Genomic DNA, 19,906 nt, shown 5'->3' on the forward strand with positions numbered 1-19,906 from the left:
GGAGGACGCGACGCCCCGGTCAGCCGAGCGTCGCGACCATGACCGCCTTGATCGTGTGCATGCGGTTCTCCGCCTCGTCGAAGACGACCGAGGCGTCCGACTCGAAGACCTCGTCGGTCACCTCCAGCTCCTCCAGCCCGGTCCGCTGGAAGACCCTTTCCCCCACCGACGTCTCCCGGTTGTGGAAGGACGGCAGGCAGTGCATGAACTTCGCGCGCGGGTTCCCGGTCGCGGCCATCACGGCCGCGTTCACCTGGTAGGGGCGCAGCAGCGCGATCCGCTCCTCCCAGATGTCCTCGGGCTCGCCCATCGAGACCCAGATGTCGGTGAGGACGAAGTCGGCGCCCCGGACGCCCTCCGCGACGTCGTCGAGGACGCTGATCCGCGCGCCGGTCGCGGCGGCGACCGCGCGGGCGGGCTTGACGACGGCCGTCTCGTCCGGCCAGAGGGCACGGGGCGCGACGATCCGGACGTCCATGCCGAGCAGCGCGCCCGCCACCACGTAGGAGTTGCCCATGTTGCTGCGGGCGTCGCCCAGGTAGGCGTAGGTGATCTCGTGCGCGGGCTTGTCGCCGTGCTCGCGCATGGTGAGCATGTCGGCGAGCATCTGCGTCGGATGCCAGTCGTCGGTCAGCCCGTTGTAGACCGGCACGCCGGAGTGGTGGGCCAGGTCCTCCAGGTGCCGCTGGCTGGCCCCCCGGAACTCGATGGCGTCGAACATCCGCCCGAGGACGCGCGCGGTGTCCTTCATCGACTCCTTGTGGCCGATCTGCGCATGGCCCGGGTCGAGGTAGGTGGTGTGGGCGCCCTGGTCGTGCGCGGCGACCTCGAACGCGCAGCGCGTCCTGGTGGAGGTCTTCTCGAAGATCAGCGCGATGTTCCTGCCGGTCAGGCGGGGACGCTCGGTCCCGCCGCGCTTGGCGGCCTTCAGCTCCGCCGCCAGGTCGAGCAGGAAGCCGAACTCCCTCGGTGCGAGGTCCAGCTCGCGGAGCAGGCTGCGCCCCCGCAGGTTGTACGCCATGCGCCGGGCCTCCGTCCCTCGTGACGTCATCCGTGGTCGTGGGGACGAGCCATGCGGCGTACGACCCTTACGGCCCGGGAGCTACCCGGCGCCCGATCGACGAAACGCCTCCCCGCGCGGTCGCGGGAGGCGGACGGGCGCGCCGAGCGGCGGTGCCGGACGCGGGCCCGTCCGGGCCCGGACCTAGACTCATCTGCATGACACCCCCCGGAGACGGCGCGGTCGAGCTGGGCTCGCTCGTCAAGCGCTACGGCACGGCGGCGGCCGTGGACGGCCTGTCGCTGACCGCCGCCCGGGGCGCCGTCACGGCGCTGCTCGGGCCCAACGGGGCGGGCAAGACCACCACGATCGAGATCTGCGAGGGGTTCCGCCGCGCCGACGCCGGGACCGTCCGCGTCCTCGGCCTCGACCCCGTCGCCGACGCGCGGGCCCTCAAACCCCGCGTCGGCGTCATGCCGCAGTCGGGCGGCGTGCCGGGCACGGCGCGGGCCGGGGAGTTCCTGAAGCTCGTCGCCTCCTTCCACGCCACCCCCCTCGACCCGGACGCGCTGCTGGCGCGGCTCGGGCTCACCGAGCACGCCCGCACCCCGTTCCGGCGGCTGTCGGGCGGGCAGCAGCAGCGGCTGTCGCTGGCGGTCGCCGTGGTCGGACGCCCCGAGCTGGTGTTCCTCGACGAGCCCACCACCGGCCTCGACCCGCAGGCCAGGCACGCCACCTGGGAGCTGGTCGAGGGGCTGCGCGCCGCCGGGGCGTCGGTCGTGCTCACCACCCACAACATGGACGAGGCCGAGCGGCTCGCCGACCGGGTCGTCATCGTCGACCACGGCAGGGTCGTCGCGGAGGGCACCCCGGTCGAGCTGACCGGCGCCGAGCGGCAGCTGCGCTTCCGCGCCCGCCCGGGGCTCGGGCTGGAGGAGCTGATCTCCGCGCTGCCCGCCGGGAGCGCCGCCAAGGAGTCGCCCGCCGGGCACTACCTGATCGAGGCGGACGTGCGCCCCGAACTGCTGGCGACCGTCACCGCCTGGTGCGCCTCGCACGGCGTCCTCACCGAGGACCTGCGCATCGAGCGCCGCACGCTGGAGGACGTCTTCCTGGAGCTGACCGGACGGGAGCTGCGCCCATGACCACGGCCACGCCCGGACCCGCGGCGGCCGAGCTGGACCTCGCGCCCGCGCCGGGCGCCGTCCCGCTGCCGCGCATGGTCCTGTCCCAGGCCGCCTACGAGTTCCGCACGGTGCTGCGCAACGGCGAGCAGCTGCTGCTGACGCTGGTCATCCCGGTCGTGCTGCTCACCCTGTTCAGCGCCACCTCGCTGCTGGACCTCGGCTCCGGCCGCCGCGTCGACTTCCTCGCGCCCGGCATCCTCGCGCTGGCGGTGATGTCCACCGCGTTCACCGGCCAGGCGATCGGCACCGGCTTCGAGCGCCGCTACGGCGTGCTGAAGCGGCTCGGCGCCACGCCGCTGCCGCGCGGCGGGCTGATCGCCGCCAAGACCCTCACGGTCGTCGCGGTCGAGGCGCTCCAGGCCGCGGTGATCTGCGCCGTGGCGCTGGCGCTCGGCTGGCACCCGCACGGCGACCCCGCCTCGGTGCTCGCGCTGCTCCTGCTCGGCACCGCCGCGTTCAGCGGGTTCGGGCTGCTGATGGCGGGAACGCTCCGGGCCGAGGCGACCCTCGCCGCCGCCAACCTCGTCTACATCCTGCTGCTGGCGGTCGGCGGCGTGGTGTTCCCCCTCGACAAGTTCCCCGGCGGTGTCCGGGACGCCCTGGAGCTGCTGCCCATCTCCGCGCTGGCGGACGGGCTGCGCCGCGTCCTGCAGGACGGGGCCGCGTTCCCCGGCAAGCCGCTCCTCGTCCTGGCCGTGTGGGCCGCCGCGGGGCTCGTCCTCGCGGCCCGATTCTTCAGGTGGGAGTGAGACGGTGGCGCTCACCGAGGCACCCGGCCCGCCCCTGCGGCGTTCCGGACGCGCGTCCTCGCCCGGTAGGTTCTCGCCCGGTAGGTTCTCGCTCGGTTCGCTGTCGCTGGGGTCGGTGCCGCCGCCCGCGCTGATCCTGCTCGGCATCATCTCGCTCCAGGTCGGCGCCGGGCTCGCCAAGAACCTCTTCGACCGGCTGCCGCCGAGCGCCGTCGTGTCGATCCGGCTGCTGACCTCGGCGATCGTGCTGGGCTTCCTCGCCCGGGGGGCGCTGCGGACGGTCCTGCGCGACCACTCCCGCACGAGCCTGGCGATCGCGGCCGGGTTCGGGCTGGCGCTGTCGCTGATGAACTTCTCGATCTACCAGTCGTTCGCCCGGATCCCCCTCGGCGTCGCGGTGACGATCGAGTTCCTCGGGCCGCTGCTGGTCGCGCTCGCCGCGTCCCGGCGTCCGCGCGACCTCGTGTGGGCGGCGCTGGCGGGCACGGGCGTGGTGATGCTGGCCGAGGGCGGCGGCGACATGGACCTCGTCGGCGTCGGGTTCGCGCTGCTCGCCGGGGCGTGCTGGGCCGCCTACATCCTGCTGACCGCCGCCACCGGCAAGCGGTTCTCCGGCTCGACCGGGCTCGCCGTCGCCAGCATCGTCGGGACGGCGCTGGTCCTGCCGCTCGGCGTCGCCTCCGGCGGCACCGCGCTGCTCGACCCGAAGCTGCTGCTGATCGGCCTCGGCGTCGGGCTGCTGTCGTCGGTGATCCCCTACTCGCTGGAGCTGGAGGCGCTGCGGCGGATGCCCGCCCGCGTCTTCGGCATCCTGATGAGCCTGGAGCCCGCCGTCGCCGCGCTCGTCGGCGTGACGATCCTCGGCGAGGTCCTCGGCGCCCGGCAGTGGGCCGCGATCGGCTGCGTGATCGTCGCCTGCGCGGGCGCCACGCTGGGCCAGCGGACCCCGCCCGAGGCACCGGAGGCGTGACGCCGAAAGCGCGGCCCGCGTGACGCGGGAAGCGCCGGAAACGTCCGGGACGTCGCGGACGGGCGCGGCGCCGTGCGAGGATCGGGGCAGGCGACCGTCGAGCCGAGAGGAGCCTTCGTGACCGGCAGCACCGAGGACCAGGGGATCCCGCCCGAGTTCTTCGAGGTGGGGACGGCGTCGTTCGTCGACTTCCTGCGCCTGCACTCCCCCGGCCTGCTGCCCGTCAACCGGCTGCCGGACGCCGGGACCGTCCCCGAGCTGCCGCACGGCACGACCGTCCTGGCGCTGACGTTCCCGGGCGGCGTCATGATGGCGGGCGACCGGCGCGCCACCCAGGGCAACCGCATCGCCTACCGCGAGCTGGAGAAGGTGCAGCGCGGCGACGAGTACTCCGCCGTGGCGTTCGCCGGCACCGTCGGGATCGCACTGGAGATGGTCCGCCTGTTCCAGGTGGAGCTGGAGCACTACGAGAAGATGGAGACCGTCCCGCTGTCGCTGCCGGCCAAGGCCCGCCGCCTCGGCGCCGTCATCCAGGCCAACCTCGCGCAGGCGCTCCAGGGCCTCGCGGTCGTCCCGCTGTTCGCCGGGTACGAGCCGGGCGCCGAGACCGGGCGGATCTACTCCTACGACATCACCGGCGCCCCGCAGGAGACCCGCGGCTTCCACGCCGACGGCTCCGGCTCCCCCTACGCGCTCGGCTCGCTCAAGAAGCTCTACCGGCCCGACCTGTCGATCCGCGACGCCGCGACCGTCAGCGTCCAGGCGCTCTACGACGCCGCCGACGACGACTCCGCCACCGGCGGCCCCGACCGGTCGCGGCGCATCTACCCCACCGTCGCGGTCGTCACCGAGGACGGCTACCGCGCCCTGCCGCAGGACGAGGTCGCCGAGATCGCCGGGGAGGTCCTCGACGCGCGCCGGAGCGCGCCCCGCGGGCCCGTCGCGCCACTGCGCTGAGCGCCGGAAACGTCGTACCCGGCTCGTAGACTCGGCCGTATGGCACGGGCGAACGACGAGGCTGCGGCCCTCATCCAGGAACTGGCGGACCTGCTCTCGATCACGGGCGGCGACGCGTTCAAGATCAGGGCGTACGAGAAGGCGGCCCGCGCGATCGCCGGGCACCCCGGCGACATCGCCGAGCTCGACCTCGCCGGGCTCCGCGCGATCCCGTCGGTCGGCTCGGCGATCGCCAAGAAGGTCGCCGACTACAACGCCACGGGCACGATCCGGCAGGTCGAGGAGCTGCGCCTGCGGATCCCCGCGGGCGTCCGCGCCCTCACCGCGATCCCCACCCTCGGCCCGAAGAAGGCCCTGACCGTCTACGAGGAGCTCGGCGTCTCCTCGGTCGACGAGCTGGCCACCGCGATCGAGGAGGGCAGGCTCAGCGGCCTGAAGGGCTTCGGCGCCAAGACCGAGGAGAACATCCTGCGCGGCATCGAGCTGATGCGCGCCTCGGGCGGGCGCGTCCTGGTCGACGCGGCCGCGAGCGTCGCCGACGAGATCGTCGCGGCGCTGTCGGCGCTCCCCCAGGTGGAGCGCTGCGCGCACGCCGGGTCGCTGCGCCGCATGCGCGAGACGATCGGGGACGTCGACGTCCTCGCCGCCTCCCGCGACCCGCATCCGATCATGGAGGTGTTCACCGCGCTGCCCGTCGTCGCCGAGGTCGTCGCGGGCGGCGACAAGAAGACCTCGATCCGCACCGCCACCGGCCTCCAGGTCGACCTGCGGGTCGTCCCGCCCGAGTCGTGGGGCGCCGCGATGCAGTACTTCACCGGCTCGCAGGCGCACAACATCCGCACTCGCGAGATCGCGGTGCGGGCCGGGCTCAAGCTCTCCGAGTACGGCCTGTTCCACGCCGGCTCGGACGAGCCGATCGTCTCCGCGACCGAGGAGGAGGTCTACGACCGCCTCGGCCTGCCCTGGATCCACCCGACCCTCCGCGAGGACACCGGCGAGATCGAGGCCGCCCTCGACGGCACGCTGCCCGACCTGGTCACCGAGGCCGACCTGCGCGGCGACCTGCACAGCCACACCGACCTGACCGACGGCACCGCGTCCCTGGAGGCCATGGCCGCCGCCGCCGCGTCCCGCGGCCTGGAGTACTACGCGATCACCGACCACGCGCCCGACCTGGTCATGCAGCGCATGACCGACGAGAAGACGCTGGCGCAGCGGGAGCGGATCGCCGAACTCCAGAAGGAGTACCCGGGCCTCGTGCTCCTGCACGGCACCGAACTCAACATCGACCCCGACGGCGGCGTCGACTGGGACGCCGACTTCCTGTCCGGCTTCGACGTGTGCGTGGCCTCCGTCCACTCCCACTTCACCCAGGACCAGGCCGCCATGACGCGGCGCCTCGTCCGCGCGTGCGAGAACCCGCACGTCCATGTCATCGGCCACCCCACGGCCCGCAGCATCGGCCGCCGCCCCCCGGTCGACGCCGACTGGGACGAGGTCTTCCGCGCCGCCGCCCGCACCGGCACCGCCCTGGAGATCGACTCCTTCCCCGACCGCCTCGACCTGCCCGCCGACCTGATCCGCCGCGCCAAGCGCTTCGGCTGCCGCTTCTCCATCGACACCGACGCCCACTCCCTCGGCCACCACCGCAACATCCGCTACGGCGTCGGCACCGCCCAGCGCGGCTGGCTGACCCCCGACGACGTCATCAACACCTGGCCCCTCCCCCGCCTCCGCGCCTTCCTCAAGAAGACCTGAACTCGACCACTCCCCGCCGCCCGAACCCGCAGAACCCCGGAGGCCCCTGTAGGGCATAGCTCGCCCAAGACTTGCCCCGCCCCCACTGCGTCCTCGGGAGGTCTGGGGCGTCTCGAAGGCCCGGCCCAAGACCTGGTCCGGTCGAGCCACCGGACCTGCGCGTCCGCATCCGGGAGACATGACGCACTCGCGGGACTCACCGCACGGCGCCCCCTCGGGCTCCGGCAAGCGGCGAGCCTCACCGCACGCCTACGGGCCCTCCGAGAACAGGCGCCTCTGAGCCGAACCCCCCAGAAGCGGCCCGGCGCGAAGACCCCCAGGCGAGCGGCAAGGCTCACTGCACGGCTCCGGACCCTCCGGGAGACGGGCGCACCCTCTGAGCCGCCCCCAGAAGCAGCCCGGCGCGAAGAGTTACAGGCAAGCGGCGAGGTTCAGCGCACGGCTACGGGCCTCCGGGAACGGGGCATCTTCTGGGCCGAACCAAGCAGAAGCAGCTCGGCCCGAAGGCCCCCGAGCGGTCGGCGATAGCGCTACCCGGGCGGCGGCTTTCTGGCCGCCGGGGCCCTCTTGGTCGTCCGGGGGCTTCCTGGTTGGCGGGGGCGGGCGCCTCGGGTTGGCGGCCTCGGCGGGAGCGGGGGGCTCGGTACCCCCTCGCCCCGGCGGGCGGGTCAGGCGGGTTGGGGGGCCTCGGTCGTCGTCGGCTCGGGGGCCGGGGCCGTGGCGGACGGGACGGGGCCCCGGTCGCGGAGGGCGAGGGCCAGGCGCCAGGCGGCGATCCACAGCAGGACGGCGCCGAGCATGTGCAGGACGACCAGCGGTCCCGGGACGCCCATGAAGTACTGGACGTAGCCGAGCGCGCCCTGCGCCAGCTCCAGGGCGATCAGCTCGTGGACGCGGCGCCGGGCCGCCGGCGGGGCGTCGGTGCGGTGCAGCACCACGGCGGCGAGGATCGTCAGCGCGACCGTGACCCAGGCGAGGCCGCTGTGCACGCGCGTGACGTCCTCGATGTTGAAGCCCCAGCGGCGGGAGTCGGCGTCGCCCGCGTGCGGGCCGGTGCCGGTGACGACGGTGCCCGCGACGAGCACCACGCCGCAGGCGGCCACGAGCGCGGCGGCGAGGCGGCGGACGCGGGGGGCGGCCAGCGCGCGGGGCGGCGCGTCGCCCTCGCCGGCGCGGATCCAGAGGATCACGCAGAAGACCAGCAGGGCGGGTGAGACGAGGAAGTGCAGGGCCACCGAGGCGGGGTGCAGGTCGGTGAGGACGACGATGCCGCCGATCACCGCCTGCGCGACGACGCTCATCGGCTGTGCCAGCGCCCAGCGCACGAGGGACCCGCGGCGGGGCCGCAGCCGCACCGCCGCGACGAAGACCAGCACGCCCACGCCCAGCACCACGAACGTGAGCAGCCGGTTGCCGAACTCGATCGACATGTTCAGCGCGGGGTGCTCGGCGCTGTGGGTCGGCACGAGGCTATCGCCGGTGCAGCGGGGCCACTCGGGGCAGCCGAGCCCGGACTTGGTGACCCGGACGGCGCCGCCGGTCGCGACGATCAGCGCGTTGCCGATCACGCCGAGCAGCGCCAGGAACCGCAGCGACCCGGGGGTGGGATGCCAGACGGCGTCGCGCATGCGGGTCAGAGGGTTCGGGGATCGGTCGGCCACGGCAACCATCGTATGGGCGGGTCCCCGGGGCCTTGACCCGCCCCCCGGTTACCCGGCGGCCCGTTTCCGGTGACCCCGGCGCTCACCCGCCGTAGGGGCCGGGACGTCCGGGCACGAGGAACCCCGACGGCCCCTGCGGCGCCCACGGCGGGCCCGCCCGGTGCCGCGGCGGGGTACGCAGGAACGCCTGCCGGGCCAGCGCCATCAGGCCGAGCAGCGCGTCGCGGCGGGCCTCGAACCAGTGCGGCTCGGCCACACCCCGGTCGGCGCGCTTGTGCAGCAGCGCCAGCTCCGTGGCGGCGAGCTGGTAGTCGGTCATCGCGCGTCCGGCGGGCGCGCCGCCGACACCGCGCGCCCACCGCCGGGCGGCCCGGCGGGACGGGATGGAGCGCAGCATCCGCACGTCCTGGGGTGTGACCAGCCCGGTCCCGGCGTACATGGGCAGGTAGGTCTCGATGCGCCGGACGGTGTGGCGCCGCTCGACGGCGACGATGACGATCAGCGCGACCAGCACGCAGAAGTCCAGCACGTAGACGATGCCGAGGCCGCCGAGCCCGAACGTGGTGGCGCCGTTCCACAGCCCGTGCAGCAGCATCGCGCCGAGCAGCCCGGCGACCGGCGCGAGGATCTGCCCCCTGCGGTGGGTGGCGGCGTAGGCGACGCCGAGGCCGGTCATCGAGGTGAACAGGGGGTGGCTGAGCGGCGCGACCAGGCCGCGCAGCACGAACACCGCCTGGAGCTGCTGCGCGCCGCCGTCGTCGTAGGCGCGCATGTAGTAGGTGATGTTCTCCATCATCGCGAAGCCGAGGCCGACCATGGCGGCGTAGATCAGCCCGTCCGCGAAGCCGTCGATCTCGTTGCGGCGGAACCACAGCATGCCGAACAGGGCGGCGCCCTTCAGCGACTCCTCGATGAGCGGGGCGCCGAACGTGGCGCTGACGAAGTGCCCCTTCTGCTCCCCGAAGATCGGGACGGTGACGTACAGCAGCCCGAGCGTGTTGAGGATCAGCGCGCCGAGGACGGCGACGCCCGCGCCCCACATGAACGAGAAGACCAGGGCGCGCGGCGGCTCGGGCTCCAGCCGGTCCAGCATGAGCGCGAGCGCGACCAGCAGCGGGATCGGGATGATCGCGAGCAGCACCCCGACCCAGAACCCGGCGCCGCCGTAGAGGGCGTCGATGGCGAGCGCGACGACGGCGCACAGCCCCGAGACGGTCAGCCCCGCGATCAGTGCGACCGGGGGCCTGCCCGGGATCCGCCCTTCGAGCACCGCCTTGGGATCGACTCGCGCCATGACGTGAGCGTAACGGCAGGCCCGCCGGAGCGGTACGGCCGACCCGTCACCCGCGGTGATCGGGCGCCGCCCGGACGCGGGGTCAGTGCAGCAGCGGGTCGACGGCGACCGCGGTGAACAGCAGCGCCAGGTACACGTTGGAGAGGTGGAAGAAGCGCATCGGCCGCAGGTGGACGCCGGTCACCCCGGCGCGGACGGCCCGCAGCAGCCGGTGCCCCTCGGCGAGGAACACCAGCCCGAGGACGACCGCGACGGCGCCGTACACCGGGCCCATCCCGGCCACCGGCCACAGCAGCAGCGAGCACGCGACGGTGGCGTAGGTGTAGACGAGGCTCTCGGTGACGACGCGGCGCTCGGTGGCGACGACCGGCAGCATCGGGACCTTGGCGACCGCGTAGTCCTCGCGGTAGCGCATGGCCAGCGTCCAGGTGTGCGGCGGCGTCCACAGGAACACGACGCCGAACAGCACGAGCGGCGTCCAGGCGAGTTCGCCGGTGATCGCGGCCCAGCCGATGAGGACGGGCATGCAGCCCGCGATGCCGCCCCACACCACGTTCTGCGAGGTGCGGCGCTTCAGCAGCAGCGAGTACACGAAGACGTAGAACAGGATCGCGAACAGCGACCCCGCCGCGGCCAGCGGGTTGACGGCGACCAGGAACCCGGCGGTGGACAGCGCCGCGAGCGTGATCCCGAAGATCAGCGCGCGGGCGGGGGTGACCTGGTGGCGGGCCAGCGGGCGGCGCCGGGTGCGGCGCATCTTGGCGTCGATGTCGCGGTCGATGTAGCAGTTGATCGCGTTGGCGGCGCCGGCCGACATCGTCCCGAAGGCGAGCGTCAGCAGGACGACCGGCAGCGGCGGGGCGCCGCCCTCGGCGAGGAACATCACCGGGATCGTGGTGATCAGGAGCAGCTCGATCACGCGCGGCTTGGTGAGCGCGACGTAGGCGCGCACGCTCGCGCCGAGCGACCGCTCGGCGGGCGCCGCGCCGGCCTCGGCCGCCGCTTCGAGGGGGGCCGCGGGCGCCCCCGGCACCTGCTCGTCGAGCTCGACCCCGCGCTTGTTGCTGAGCACCGTCACAATCGGGTCCACGTCCAACTAGGGATGGGGAAGTCGCGTGCCGTCCGCGCCGGCCCCCCGCGATCCGGGCCCGCCTCGGCGTGGCCGCGACTTCGGCTTGGTGAAGATACCGCGGCCGCTGCCGTCAGCCGCGCAATCACTGTAGTCCGCCCCCTCCGCGGGTCGCTCACCGGGTCGCCCGGCGGGCCCGCCGGAGGCGCCGGCCGGCCGGTCCCGCCGCATACCGGGAGGCCGCGCGGGGGTCGGCGCGCGTTCACCGGCGCGCGGGGTTAGTCGCGAACCCGATCGGGCAGGGGGCTGGGGACCGGGTGCCGGGACGCGGCGGGCCGAGGAGGGCCTCTCCGCGAACCGGGCGAGGTGTCGGGGAAGCGCCGCGTCCCCGCTCCAGCCTGCGGCGGCCCGGCCGCGCGATAGGCTCGCGACGGGCACGGAGTGATCTTCGCCGGTCACGCGGACGGCGGTCGTGAGGGGGGCCCGCACGGAAGACGCACGGCGCCGCCGGACGTTATGCCAGTGGGACCCGCCGCGAGGCGTCTCCCCCGTCCCTGGGGGCACGTCACCGGTGCACCGGCGACAAGCACTGCCGAACGCGGGCAGTCCATACGACGGGTTCGTGCGACCGGCGTCGCACGAGCAGTTTCATACAGGCAGTTAATAGCAGCAGTGCGAGAGGAGCCTGGCGTTCCGTGAGTGGGGACAACAGCACGTTTGAATGGTCCGACATGGACCGGCGGGCGGTGGACGTGATCCGCGCCCTCGCCATGGACGCGGTCGAGGAGGCGGGCTCGGGTCACCCCGGCACCGCGATGAGCCTCGCGCCGGCCGCCTACCTTCTCTTCCAGCGGTTCCTCCGGCACGACCCGACGGATCCGCACTGGCCCGGCCGGGACCGGTTCGTGCTGTCGTGCGGGCATTCCAGCCTGACCCTGTACATCCAGCTCTACCTGTCGGGCTACCCGCTGACGCTGGACGACCTGAAGTCGCTGCGCAAGTGGGGCAGCCTCACCCCCGGCCACCCCGAGTTCGGGCACACCGCGGGCGTCGAGACGACCACGGGGCCGCTCGGCCAAGGCATCGCCAACGCCGTGGGCATGGCGATGGCGGCGCGCCGCGAGCGCGGCCTGTTCGACCCGGACGCGCCGCGCGGCGAGTCCCCCTTCGACCACACCGTCTGGGCGTTCGCGTCCGACGGCGACATCGAGGAGGGCATCAGCCACGAGGCGAGCGCGCTCGCGGGCCACCAGCGGCTCGGCAACCTGGTGCTGCTGTACGACGACAACCACATCTCGATCGAGGACGACACGGCGATCGCGCTGTCGGAGGACGTCCGGGCCCGGTACGCGGCCTACGGCTGGGACGTGCACACCGTCGACTGGACCGAGAACGGCGACTACGAGGAGAACGTCGGCCGGCTCGCCGAGGCGTTCGCCGCCGCGCGGGCCGAGACGGCCCGCCCCTCGTTCATCGCGCTGCGCACGATCATCGGCTGGCCCGCGCCGAACAAGAAGAACACCGGCAAGATCCACGGGTCCGCGCTGGGCGCCGAGGAGGTCGCCGCGACCAAGCGGATCCTCGGCATGGACCCGGCGAAGACCTTCCAGGTCCCCGAGGACGTCCTCGACCACGCCCGCGGGGTGGCCGCGCGGGGCCGCGCCGAGCACGGCGAGTGGAACAAGGCGTTCGCGGCCTGGCGCGAGGCGAACGCCGCCCGCGCCGCCGAGTTCGACCGGATCTCGACCCGCACCCTCCCGGCGGGCTGGGAGGCGGCGCTGCCCGGCTTCGAGGCGGGCAAGGCGCTGGCGACCCGCGCCGCGTCCGGCGAGGTGCTGACCGCGCTGGCGCCGGTGCTGCCGGAGCTGTGGGGCGGCTCGGCCGACCTGGCCGAGAGCAACAACACGACGATGAAGGGCGAGCCGTCCTTCATCCCCGAGGAGTTCCAGACCAAGGAGTTCCCGGGCGACCGGTACGGCCGCACGCTGCACTTCGGCGTCCGCGAGCACGCGATGGGCGCGATCTGCAACGGGATCGCGCTGCACGGCGGCACCCGCCCCTACGGCGGCACGTTCCTGATCTTCAGCGACTACATGCGCCCGGCGGTGCGGCTCGCCGCGCTGATGAAGCTGCCGGTCACCTACGTGTGGACGCACGACTCGATCGGCCTCGGCGAGGACGGCCCGACCCACCAGCCGGTCGAGCACCTGTGGGCGCTGCGCGCGATCCCCGGCCTGGACGTGGTGCGCCCGGCGGACGCGAACGAGACCGCGGTCGCGTGGCGGACCGTCCTGGAGCACGGCGACCGCCCGGCGGGCCTGGCGCTGACCCGGCAGAAGCTGCCGACGCTGGAGCGCGGCGGCGCGATCGCGTCCGCGGACGGCGTCGCCCGGGGCGGCTACGTGCTGGTGGACGCCGAGGGCGGCCGGCCCGAGGTGATCATCATCGCGACCGGCAGCGAGGTGCAGTTGGCTCTGGAGGCGCGCGAGGCGCTCCAGGCGGAGGGCACCCCGACGCGGGTCGTCTCGATGCCGTGCGTGGAGTGGTTCGAGGAGCAGACCGACGCCTACCGGCAGGAGGTGCTGCCGCCCGGCGTGCGCGCCCGCGTGTCGGTGGAGGCCGGGATCGCGCTCGGCTGGCGCGGCTACGTCGGCGACGCCGGCGAGTCGGTGAGCCTGGAGCACTTCGGCGCGTCCGCCGACTACAAGACGCTGTACCTCCAGTTCGGGATCACCGCCGAGCGGGTCGTCGCGGCGGCGAAGGCCAGCCTGATCAAGGCCGGTGTCAAGGACGCCGGCCGCGGCGAGACCACCGGCAACTGAACCCCCGACAATCGAACCACCGGCTCACGGGGCCCGTCTCGGCGGGCCCCGGGGCCGCCCCCCGCGAACTCGATGACGAGGAGAAAGCGATGAGCGACAACCTGAAGCGGCTCTCGGACGAGGGCGTGTCGATCTGGCTCGACGACATCAGCCGGGAACGGCTGCGGACGGGCGGCCTCGCGGCCCTGGTCAAGGACAGCAACGTCGTCGGCGTCACGTCCAACCCGACGATCTTCGCCAAGGCGCTGAGCAAGGGCACCGCCTACGACGACCAGGTCCGCGACCTCGCGCTGCGGGGCGTGGACGTGGAGGAGGCGTCCCGCGCGATCACCACCTACGACATCCGCTGGGGCTGCGACGTGCTGCGCCCCGTCTACGACCGGACGGACGGCCTGGACGGCCGCGTGTCGATCGAGGTCGACCCGCGGCTGGCCCGCGAGACCGAGCGGACGGTCGCCGAGGCGCGCGCGCTGTGGTGGCTGGTGGACCGGCCGAACCTGTTCATCAAGATCCCGGCGACCCCGGCGGGGCTGCCGGCGATCACCGCGACGCTCGCCGAGGGCATCAGCGTGAACGTGACGCTGATCTTCTCGCTGGAGCGCTACGGCGAGGTCGTCGACGCGTTCTTCGCGGGCCTGGAGCAGGCGCGCGCGAACGGCCACGACCTGTCGAAGATCGCCTCGGTCGCCTCGTTCTTCGTCAGCCGGGTCGACACCGAGATCGACAAGCGGCTCGACAAGATCGGCTCGGACGAGGCGAAGGGCCTGCGCTCCAAGGCGGGCCTCGCCAACGCGCGGCTCGCGTACGCGCTGTACGAGGAGAAGTTCGCCACCGACCGCTGGAAGGCCCTCAAGGACGCGGGGGCCCGCCCGCAGCGTCCGCTGTGGGCCTCGACCGGCGTGAAGGACCCGGACCTCAAGGACACGCTGTACGTGGACGAGCTGGTCGCTCCCGGCACCGTCAACACGATGCCGGAGGCGACGCTGGAGGCCGAGGCCGACCACGGCGAGGTCCGCGGCGACACCGTCCGCGGCGCCTACGACGACGCCCGCGCGCACATGGCGGCGCTGAAGGCCGTCGGCGTCGACTACGACGACGTGGTCCAGGTGCTGGAGGACGAGGGCGTCGAGAAGTTCGAGGCGTCCTGGACGGAGCTGCTCGGCTCCATCTCCGGCGAGCTGGAGTCCAAGAGGGCCGGCGCGTGACCTCGGTGGTGACCGCCGGGGGGATCTCGGTCACCATCCGCGGGCCCGTCCTCGACGAGAGCGAGACGGTGCTGGACCGGCTCGTCTACGACGGGGTCCCGGGGGCGCTGGCCTCGCGCAACGCGAAGCTGTGGGGGCCGGACGCGGCCCCGCTCGCCGCCCGCAGGCTGGGCTGGCTGGGGCTGCCGGAGACCTCGCGGTCGCTGGTGCCCCGGCTGGCCGGGCTCGCGGCGCGGGCCCGCGACGACGGGCTCGACCGGGTCGTGCTGGCCGGGGCGGGCGGCACCGCGCCGGCGGCCGAGGCGATCTGCCGCACGGCGGGCGTGGAGCTGACCGTGCTGGACACCGCCGACCCGCATGAGGTCGCGCGGGTCCTCGCCGCGGGCCTGGAGCGGACGCTGGTCGTCACGGCGGGCGAGAGCCTGGAGGCGGACGCGCTGCGGCGCGTCCTCGCGCGGGCGTTCGCCGAGGCGGGCGTCGAGGGCGAGGCGGCGGCGCGGCGCTTCGTCGCCGTCGCGGAGGCCGGGTCGGCGCTGGAGGGCGCCGCGCGCGAGGCGGGCTGGGAGGTCGTCCCGTCCGAGCCGGACGTGGGCGACCGGTTCGGCGCGCTGGGCGCCGCGGCGCTCGTGCCCGCCGCGCTCGCGGGCGCGGACGTCGACGCGCTGCTGGACGAGGCGTACCGGCTGGCGGGCGCGCTCCGCCAGCCCTACGACAACCCGGCGCTGGCGTTCGGCGCGGCGCTCGGCGCCTCGGCGCTCGGGCGCCGCGACAAGCTGGTGATCGCCGACCACGGCTCGGGGCTCGCGGGCTTCGCCGGATGGGCGGAGCAGCTCGTGGCGGGCGTGACCGGCAAGCAGGGCAAGGGCCTGCTGCCGATCGTGGTGGAGGGCGTCGACTCCCCCGGCTTCGAGCTGACCGACGAGCTGCGCCGGGTCATCCTCGGCCGCCGTCCGGACGAGCCGGGCCCCGGCCGCGAGGCGGGGGTCAGCGTCGCGGGTCCGCTCGGCGCCCAGTTCCTGCTGTGGGAATACGCGGCGGTGGTCGCGGCCCGGGTGATCGGCGTCGACCCGTTCGCCGAGCCCGACGTCGGCGAGTCGCTCGACAGCACCGCCGCGCTGCTGCGCTCGGAGGAGGGCGCGGCGCCGACCGTCGTGCACCGGCCGCCCGCGCTCGTCTCGGACGCGGTGGAGGTCCACGCGCCGGAGGAGCTGCTGAAGGGCGCCCGGACGCTCACGGAGGTCCTGGAGGCGCTCCTGGAGGCCGTCCCGGAGCACGGCTACCTCGCCGTCCTCGCCTACCTGGACCGTTCCGGCGACGCGCGCGCGGCGGACCTGCGCCCGCTGCTCGCCGAGCGCGGCGGCCGGCTGCGCAAGCGGGCGGCGCCGGTGACGTTCGGCTGGGGCCCGCGCCATCTGCACGCGACCGGCCAGTACCACAAGGGCGGCCCGCCGAACGGCGCGTTCCTCCAGATCACGGGGGCGGTGTCCGGCGACGTGCCGGTCCCCGGCCGCCCGTACACGCTGGGCGAGCTGCAACTGGCGCAGGCGTTCGGGGACCTGCGGGTGCTGCGGTCGCTGCCGCGACCCGCCGTCCGGGTCCATCTGCGCGACCGCGCGGAGGGACTCTCCCAGCTCGTCGGCGCCCTCACCTGACCGAACGCCTGACCGAACGAAAGTGATCGCCGGAGATGGTCGCGAATGCCCTTTCTCTCCTGGAACGATGGGGGCGGGAGGGATCGGTGGCCGGATTCGACGTACTGACGCGCGGCGACGTGCTGGACACGGCGCTGCGCGCGAGGGAGCACCTTGTGAGCGGCGGCGTCCCCGGCGCGCTGGCCGCCAAGGACCCGCGGCTGTGGGGGCACAGCGCCGCCGACCACGGCAGGCTCGGCTGGCTCGACCTGCCGTTCGCCTCGCGCGGGCTGCTGAGCCAGGTAGACGCGCTGGTGGCCGAGGCGCGCTACTCGGGCCTCGACCACATCGTGCTGATCGGGGTCGGCGCGGAGAGCCTCGCCGCGCAGGCGGTCATGGAGGCGCAGGGGCGGGCGGGCGCCGACCGGCCGACCGGGGAGCTGACCGTCCTGGACGGCAGCGACACCGCCCCGCTCGCGTTCGCGCTGGAGCGGCTCGACCGGACCCTCGTCGTGCTGGCCAGCAAGGTCGGGGTGTCGCTTGAGGGCGACGCCTACCGGCGGATCTTCGCGGGCGCGTTCCGGGAGCGGGGCCTGTCCGAGCGGGAGATCGCGGGCCGGTTCCTGGTCGTCACCGACCACGGCAGCCCGCTGCACGACTTCGCCCGCCAGTGCGGGTACCGGCTCGGGCTGACCGACCCGTACCTGCCGGGCCACTTCGGCGCGCTGTCGGCCTACGGGCTCGTCCCGGCGGTGCTCGCGGGCGCCGACGCGCGGCGCCTGCTGGAGGACGCGGCGGCGCTGGCGCCCTCGCTGTCCAAGGACGACGACAACCCCGGCCTGCTGCTCGGCGCGATCCTCGGCGGCTGCGCGCAGCAGGGCACCGGCGGCGTCGCGCGCGACAAGGTGATGCTGCGCGAGCCCGGCGGGCAGGGCGCGCTCAGCGCGTGGATCTCCCAGCTCCTCGCGGTCGGCACCGGCAAGCAGGGCGGCGGGCTGCTGGCGGTGGAGCCGCCCGGGGCCAGGGGCGCGTTCCCGGACGTGCACGGCGTGGCGCTGAACCCGCCGTCCCCGGGGAAGGAGGAGGCCGACACCTCCGTGCTGGCGCCGCTCGGCGCGCAGTTCCTGCTCTGGGAGTACGCGACGGCGGTGGCGGGCTGGCTGCTCGGCGTCAACCCGTTCGAGCCGGGCGGCACGTCGGTCCAGGAGGCGGAGGACGACGCCGCGACGCTGCTGCGCGCGGCGGGCCGGGGCCCGCTGCCCGACGAGCCGCCGGTCTACGTCGAGGACGGCATCGAGGTGCACGCCGACTTCCCGTGGCCGCCCGGCGCGGACCTGCGGACGGTCCTCGGCGGGCTGACGGCGGCGGTCCCGGCGGACGGCTACCTGTCGGTGGTGACGTACCTGTCGGGCGACTTCTCCGGCCGCTACCTGGCGCCGTCGTTCGCGCGCGCGTCGGGGCGCCCGGTGGTCTACGGGCCGGGGCCGGCCTACCCGCACGCCACGGGACCGATCCACAAGGAGGGGCCGGGCAACGGCGCGTTCCTGGTCATCACCGGTGACCCCGCGCCGGGCGACGCGCTCGCCGCGCACCCCGTCCCCGGCCGTCCCTACGGCCTGGCGAAGCTGCGGCTCGCGCGCGCCCTCGCCGAGGTGCGGTCGCTGCGCGCCCGCGGGCTGCCCACCCTCCGGATGCACCTGCGCGATCCGGTGGAGGGCGCCGGGCTGCTGACCGAGGCCGTGCGCGCGGTGGCGGGAGCGGGACGCGGCAGGTGACAGGCTTCACGAGGGTCGTCTCGGGGGAGACGGCGATCACCGCCCGGGGGATGCTCCGGGAGGTGGCCGAGCGCGCGCTCGGCCGCCTGTGGATCGACCAGGGGCCCGTCCGGCGCGCGGCCGAGGCCGCGCGCCGGGGGGCGCCCGCCCCCGCCGGAGCGGCGGGCCACGACGAGGAGGACCGCGCGCCGGAGGACGGCCGGGCGGTGTGCTGGCCCGGCCAGCCGGGCCCGGCGCGGGCGGTGCTGGTGCGCGTCGGCGAGATGCGCGCGCACGCCCTGGAGAGCGGGCTGACCGACGTGGTGCTGCTCGGCCGGGGCGCCCCGGCGCGGGCCGCCGATGTGATCGTCCGGCACTCCGCCGAGGCCGGTCCGCTGACCGTCCTGGACGGCCCCGACCCCGGCCCGCTGCTGCGCGCCGCCGGCGACCCCGACCGGCTGGCCCGGACGCTGATCGTGATCACCGGCGACGATCCCGGCACCGAGGCGCTGCGCCGCGTCCTGCTCGGGATGCTGGCGGACGCCGGGCTGTCCCCCACCGAGATCACGCGGCGGTGCGTCACGGTGGCGGCGCCGGGCACGGCTCCGGCCAAGTTCGCCGCCGAGGCCGGGCACACGCTGATCGAGGCGCCCGCGCCCACCGCGTTCGGGGCACTGTCGCCCTACGCGCTGGTGCCCGCCGCGCTCGCGGGGGCCGACACCTCGGCGCTGCTGGACGAGGCCGCGACCGTCCTGCCCTCGCTCACCCGGCCCGAGCACAACCCGGGGCTGATCCTCGGCGCGATCCTCGGCGGCGCCGTGCGCGCCGGGCGCGGGACGGTCGTGCTCGGCGGCTACGCCACGCAGGCGACGGGGCTAGCCGACTGGATCGCGGTGCTGCTGAACGAGGCCGTCCAGGGGCGGCTCGTGCCGGTCGTCCAGGAGGGCGGGCTCCCGCTGGTGCCCGCCGACGACATGTTCCTGGTGACGCTGGACGGCCGTCCGCACCAGGACGACGCGACCGTCTCCGGGCCGCTGGCCGCGCAGCTCGCCGTGTGGGAGTACGCCGCCGCCGTCGCCGCCTACCTGCTGGGCCTGGACCCGACGGCGCCGCCCGCCCGCGCCGCAGCGCCGACCCTCGACGACGGGACGGGCGAGCCGCTGTTCACCGACGGCGAGCAGGGCCGCGCCGTCGAGGCCCACACCGCCGACCCGGCGCTCGGCGAGGCGCGCGGGCTGGCGCCGCTGCTGGACGCGCTGGCCGCGCGGGTCGGCCCCGACGAGCACCTGTCCCTGGTCGCCTACCTCGACGCGGACGCCGGGGACGGGCAGGGCGCGCGGGTCCGGCGGCTGGCGGCGCTGCTGGCCGCGCGGTGCGCGCGTCCCGTCACCGTCAGTTGGGGCTTCCGTTACCCCGCGTTCGGGAATGATCTTCAGGAGAAGGGCGTATACCTGATGGTGACCGGAAGCGTCGACCGCGACGTTCCGGTCCCGGACCGGCACCACCGGCTGGGCATGCTGCAACTCGCGCAGGCCCTCGGCGACGCCCGCGCGGCGCGCGGGAACGGCCGTCCGGTGGTCCGGCTGCATCTGCAGAACCGCTGGGCGGGGTTCGCCCGGCTGCTCGACCGCGCCCGAGGAGGGGCATGAGCGCGCGCCGCCGGCGAGGCCACCCGCCTCGCGCCCGACGCCGTCGACCTCCCGCGACGGCGCCACGGACATGTGTCACGGACACGGGTCAACACAGGATGCGTGGTCAGATCACGATGCACGGCCTTATCGATATGACCGGCCCGAGCGGTATGCCGGGTCTTATGAGCGAGCACGGTCTTATGAGTGAGCACGGCCAT

14 protein-coding genes are annotated in these 19,906 nt (G+C 74.7%); 10 read left to right on the top strand and 4 right to left on the bottom strand.

Translation table 11 applies throughout. The features are described from left to right. Positions 1–19 precede the first annotated feature (19 nt). On the bottom strand, positions 20–1,021 hold the full coding sequence (argF, locus tag GNZ18_RS14300) for an ornithine carbamoyltransferase (RefSeq protein ID WP_156216850.1): 1,002 nt from the start codon (positions 1,019–1,021) through the stop codon (positions 20–22). A 197-nt stretch (positions 1,022–1,218) separates the two neighbouring features. On the opposite strand from argF, the gene GNZ18_RS14305 reads away from it, so the two are divergent. From GNZ18_RS14305 to polX, 5 genes are all read left to right on the top strand, one after another. Continuing rightward, positions 1,219–2,145, top strand: a complete 927-nt coding sequence (locus GNZ18_RS14305; RefSeq protein WP_156216851.1) for an ABC transporter ATP-binding protein — start codon at positions 1,219–1,221, stop codon at positions 2,143–2,145. Next, the gene (locus GNZ18_RS14310; protein ID WP_156216852.1) at positions 2,142–2,936 is read left to right on the top strand and encodes an ABC transporter permease; all 795 of its coding nucleotides are present in this window, start codon (positions 2,142–2,144) and stop codon (positions 2,934–2,936) included. Before GNZ18_RS14305 ends, GNZ18_RS14310 begins: the two co-directional genes overlap by 4 nt. Before the next feature lie 4 nt (positions 2,937–2,940). Next, a complete protein-coding gene (locus GNZ18_RS14315) occupies positions 2,941–3,906 on the top strand; it encodes an EamA family transporter (protein WP_312874511.1) in 966 nt (321 codons plus the stop codon). A 117-nt stretch (positions 3,907–4,023) separates the two neighbouring features. After that, positions 4,024–4,863 (top strand): proteasome subunit beta, encoded by an 840-nt coding sequence (gene prcB / locus GNZ18_RS14320; protein ID WP_312874512.1) that lies wholly within the window; start codon positions 4,024–4,026, stop codon positions 4,861–4,863. Between the two features lie 39 nt (positions 4,864–4,902). Further along, a complete protein-coding gene (gene polX, locus GNZ18_RS14325) occupies positions 4,903–6,621 on the top strand; it encodes a DNA polymerase/3'-5' exonuclease PolX (RefSeq protein WP_156216853.1) in 1,719 nt (572 codons plus the stop codon). 668 nt (positions 6,622–7,289) lie between these two features. Here the strand turns inward: polX and GNZ18_RS14330 are convergent. The 3 genes from GNZ18_RS14330 to GNZ18_RS14340 all read right to left on the bottom strand — a co-directional run bounded on the left by GNZ18_RS14330 (position 7,290) and on the right by GNZ18_RS14340 (position 10,654). After that, a complete protein-coding gene (locus GNZ18_RS14330) occupies positions 7,290–8,291 on the bottom strand; it encodes a COX15/CtaA family protein (RefSeq protein ID WP_156216854.1) in 1,002 nt (333 codons plus the stop codon). Between the two features lie 73 nt (positions 8,292–8,364). Then, positions 8,365–9,576, bottom strand: coding sequence for a PrsW family intramembrane metalloprotease (locus tag GNZ18_RS14335; protein WP_156216855.1), 1,212 nt, complete (start codon positions 9,574–9,576; stop codon positions 8,365–8,367). Positions 9,577–9,658: 82 nt separating this feature from the next. Beyond that, positions 9,659–10,654, bottom strand: coding sequence for a heme o synthase (locus tag GNZ18_RS14340; protein ID WP_376766270.1), 996 nt, complete (start codon positions 10,652–10,654; stop codon positions 9,659–9,661). A 722-nt stretch (positions 10,655–11,376) separates the two neighbouring features. Here GNZ18_RS14340 and tkt point away from each other — a divergent pair. The 5 genes from tkt to GNZ18_RS14365 all read left to right on the top strand — a co-directional run bounded on the left by tkt (position 11,377) and on the right by GNZ18_RS14365 (position 19,706). Continuing rightward, a complete protein-coding gene (gene tkt, locus GNZ18_RS14345) occupies positions 11,377–13,467 on the top strand; it encodes a transketolase (protein ID WP_156217059.1) in 2,091 nt (696 codons plus the stop codon). 89 nt (positions 13,468–13,556) lie between these two features. Beyond that, complete coding sequence (tal, locus tag GNZ18_RS14350; RefSeq protein WP_156216857.1) at positions 13,557–14,672, top strand: transaldolase; 1,116 nt, start codon at positions 13,557–13,559, stop codon at positions 14,670–14,672. Beyond that, on the top strand, positions 14,669–16,324 hold the full coding sequence (locus tag GNZ18_RS14355) for a glucose-6-phosphate isomerase (RefSeq protein ID WP_312874514.1): 1,656 nt from the start codon (positions 14,669–14,671) through the stop codon (positions 16,322–16,324). Before tal ends, GNZ18_RS14355 begins: the two co-directional genes overlap by 4 nt. 86 nt (positions 16,325–16,410) lie before the next feature. Continuing rightward, positions 16,411–18,078: a phosphoheptose isomerase gene (locus GNZ18_RS14360; protein WP_214619178.1), complete on the top strand. Its 1,668-nt coding sequence runs from the start codon at positions 16,411–16,413 to the stop codon at positions 18,076–18,078. Then, entirely contained in the window at positions 18,075–19,706 is a 1,632-nt protein-coding gene (locus tag GNZ18_RS14365; RefSeq protein ID WP_156216858.1) for a hypothetical protein, read from the top strand. The genes GNZ18_RS14360 and GNZ18_RS14365 overlap by 4 nt, the downstream gene beginning before the upstream one ends. The last annotated feature ends 200 nt before the right edge of the window (positions 19,707–19,906 follow it).

Origin of the sequence: Actinomadura litoris (assembly GCF_009733595.1) — a bacterium.
GTDB lineage: Bacteria > Actinomycetota > Actinomycetes > Streptosporangiales > Streptosporangiaceae > Spirillospora > Spirillospora litoris.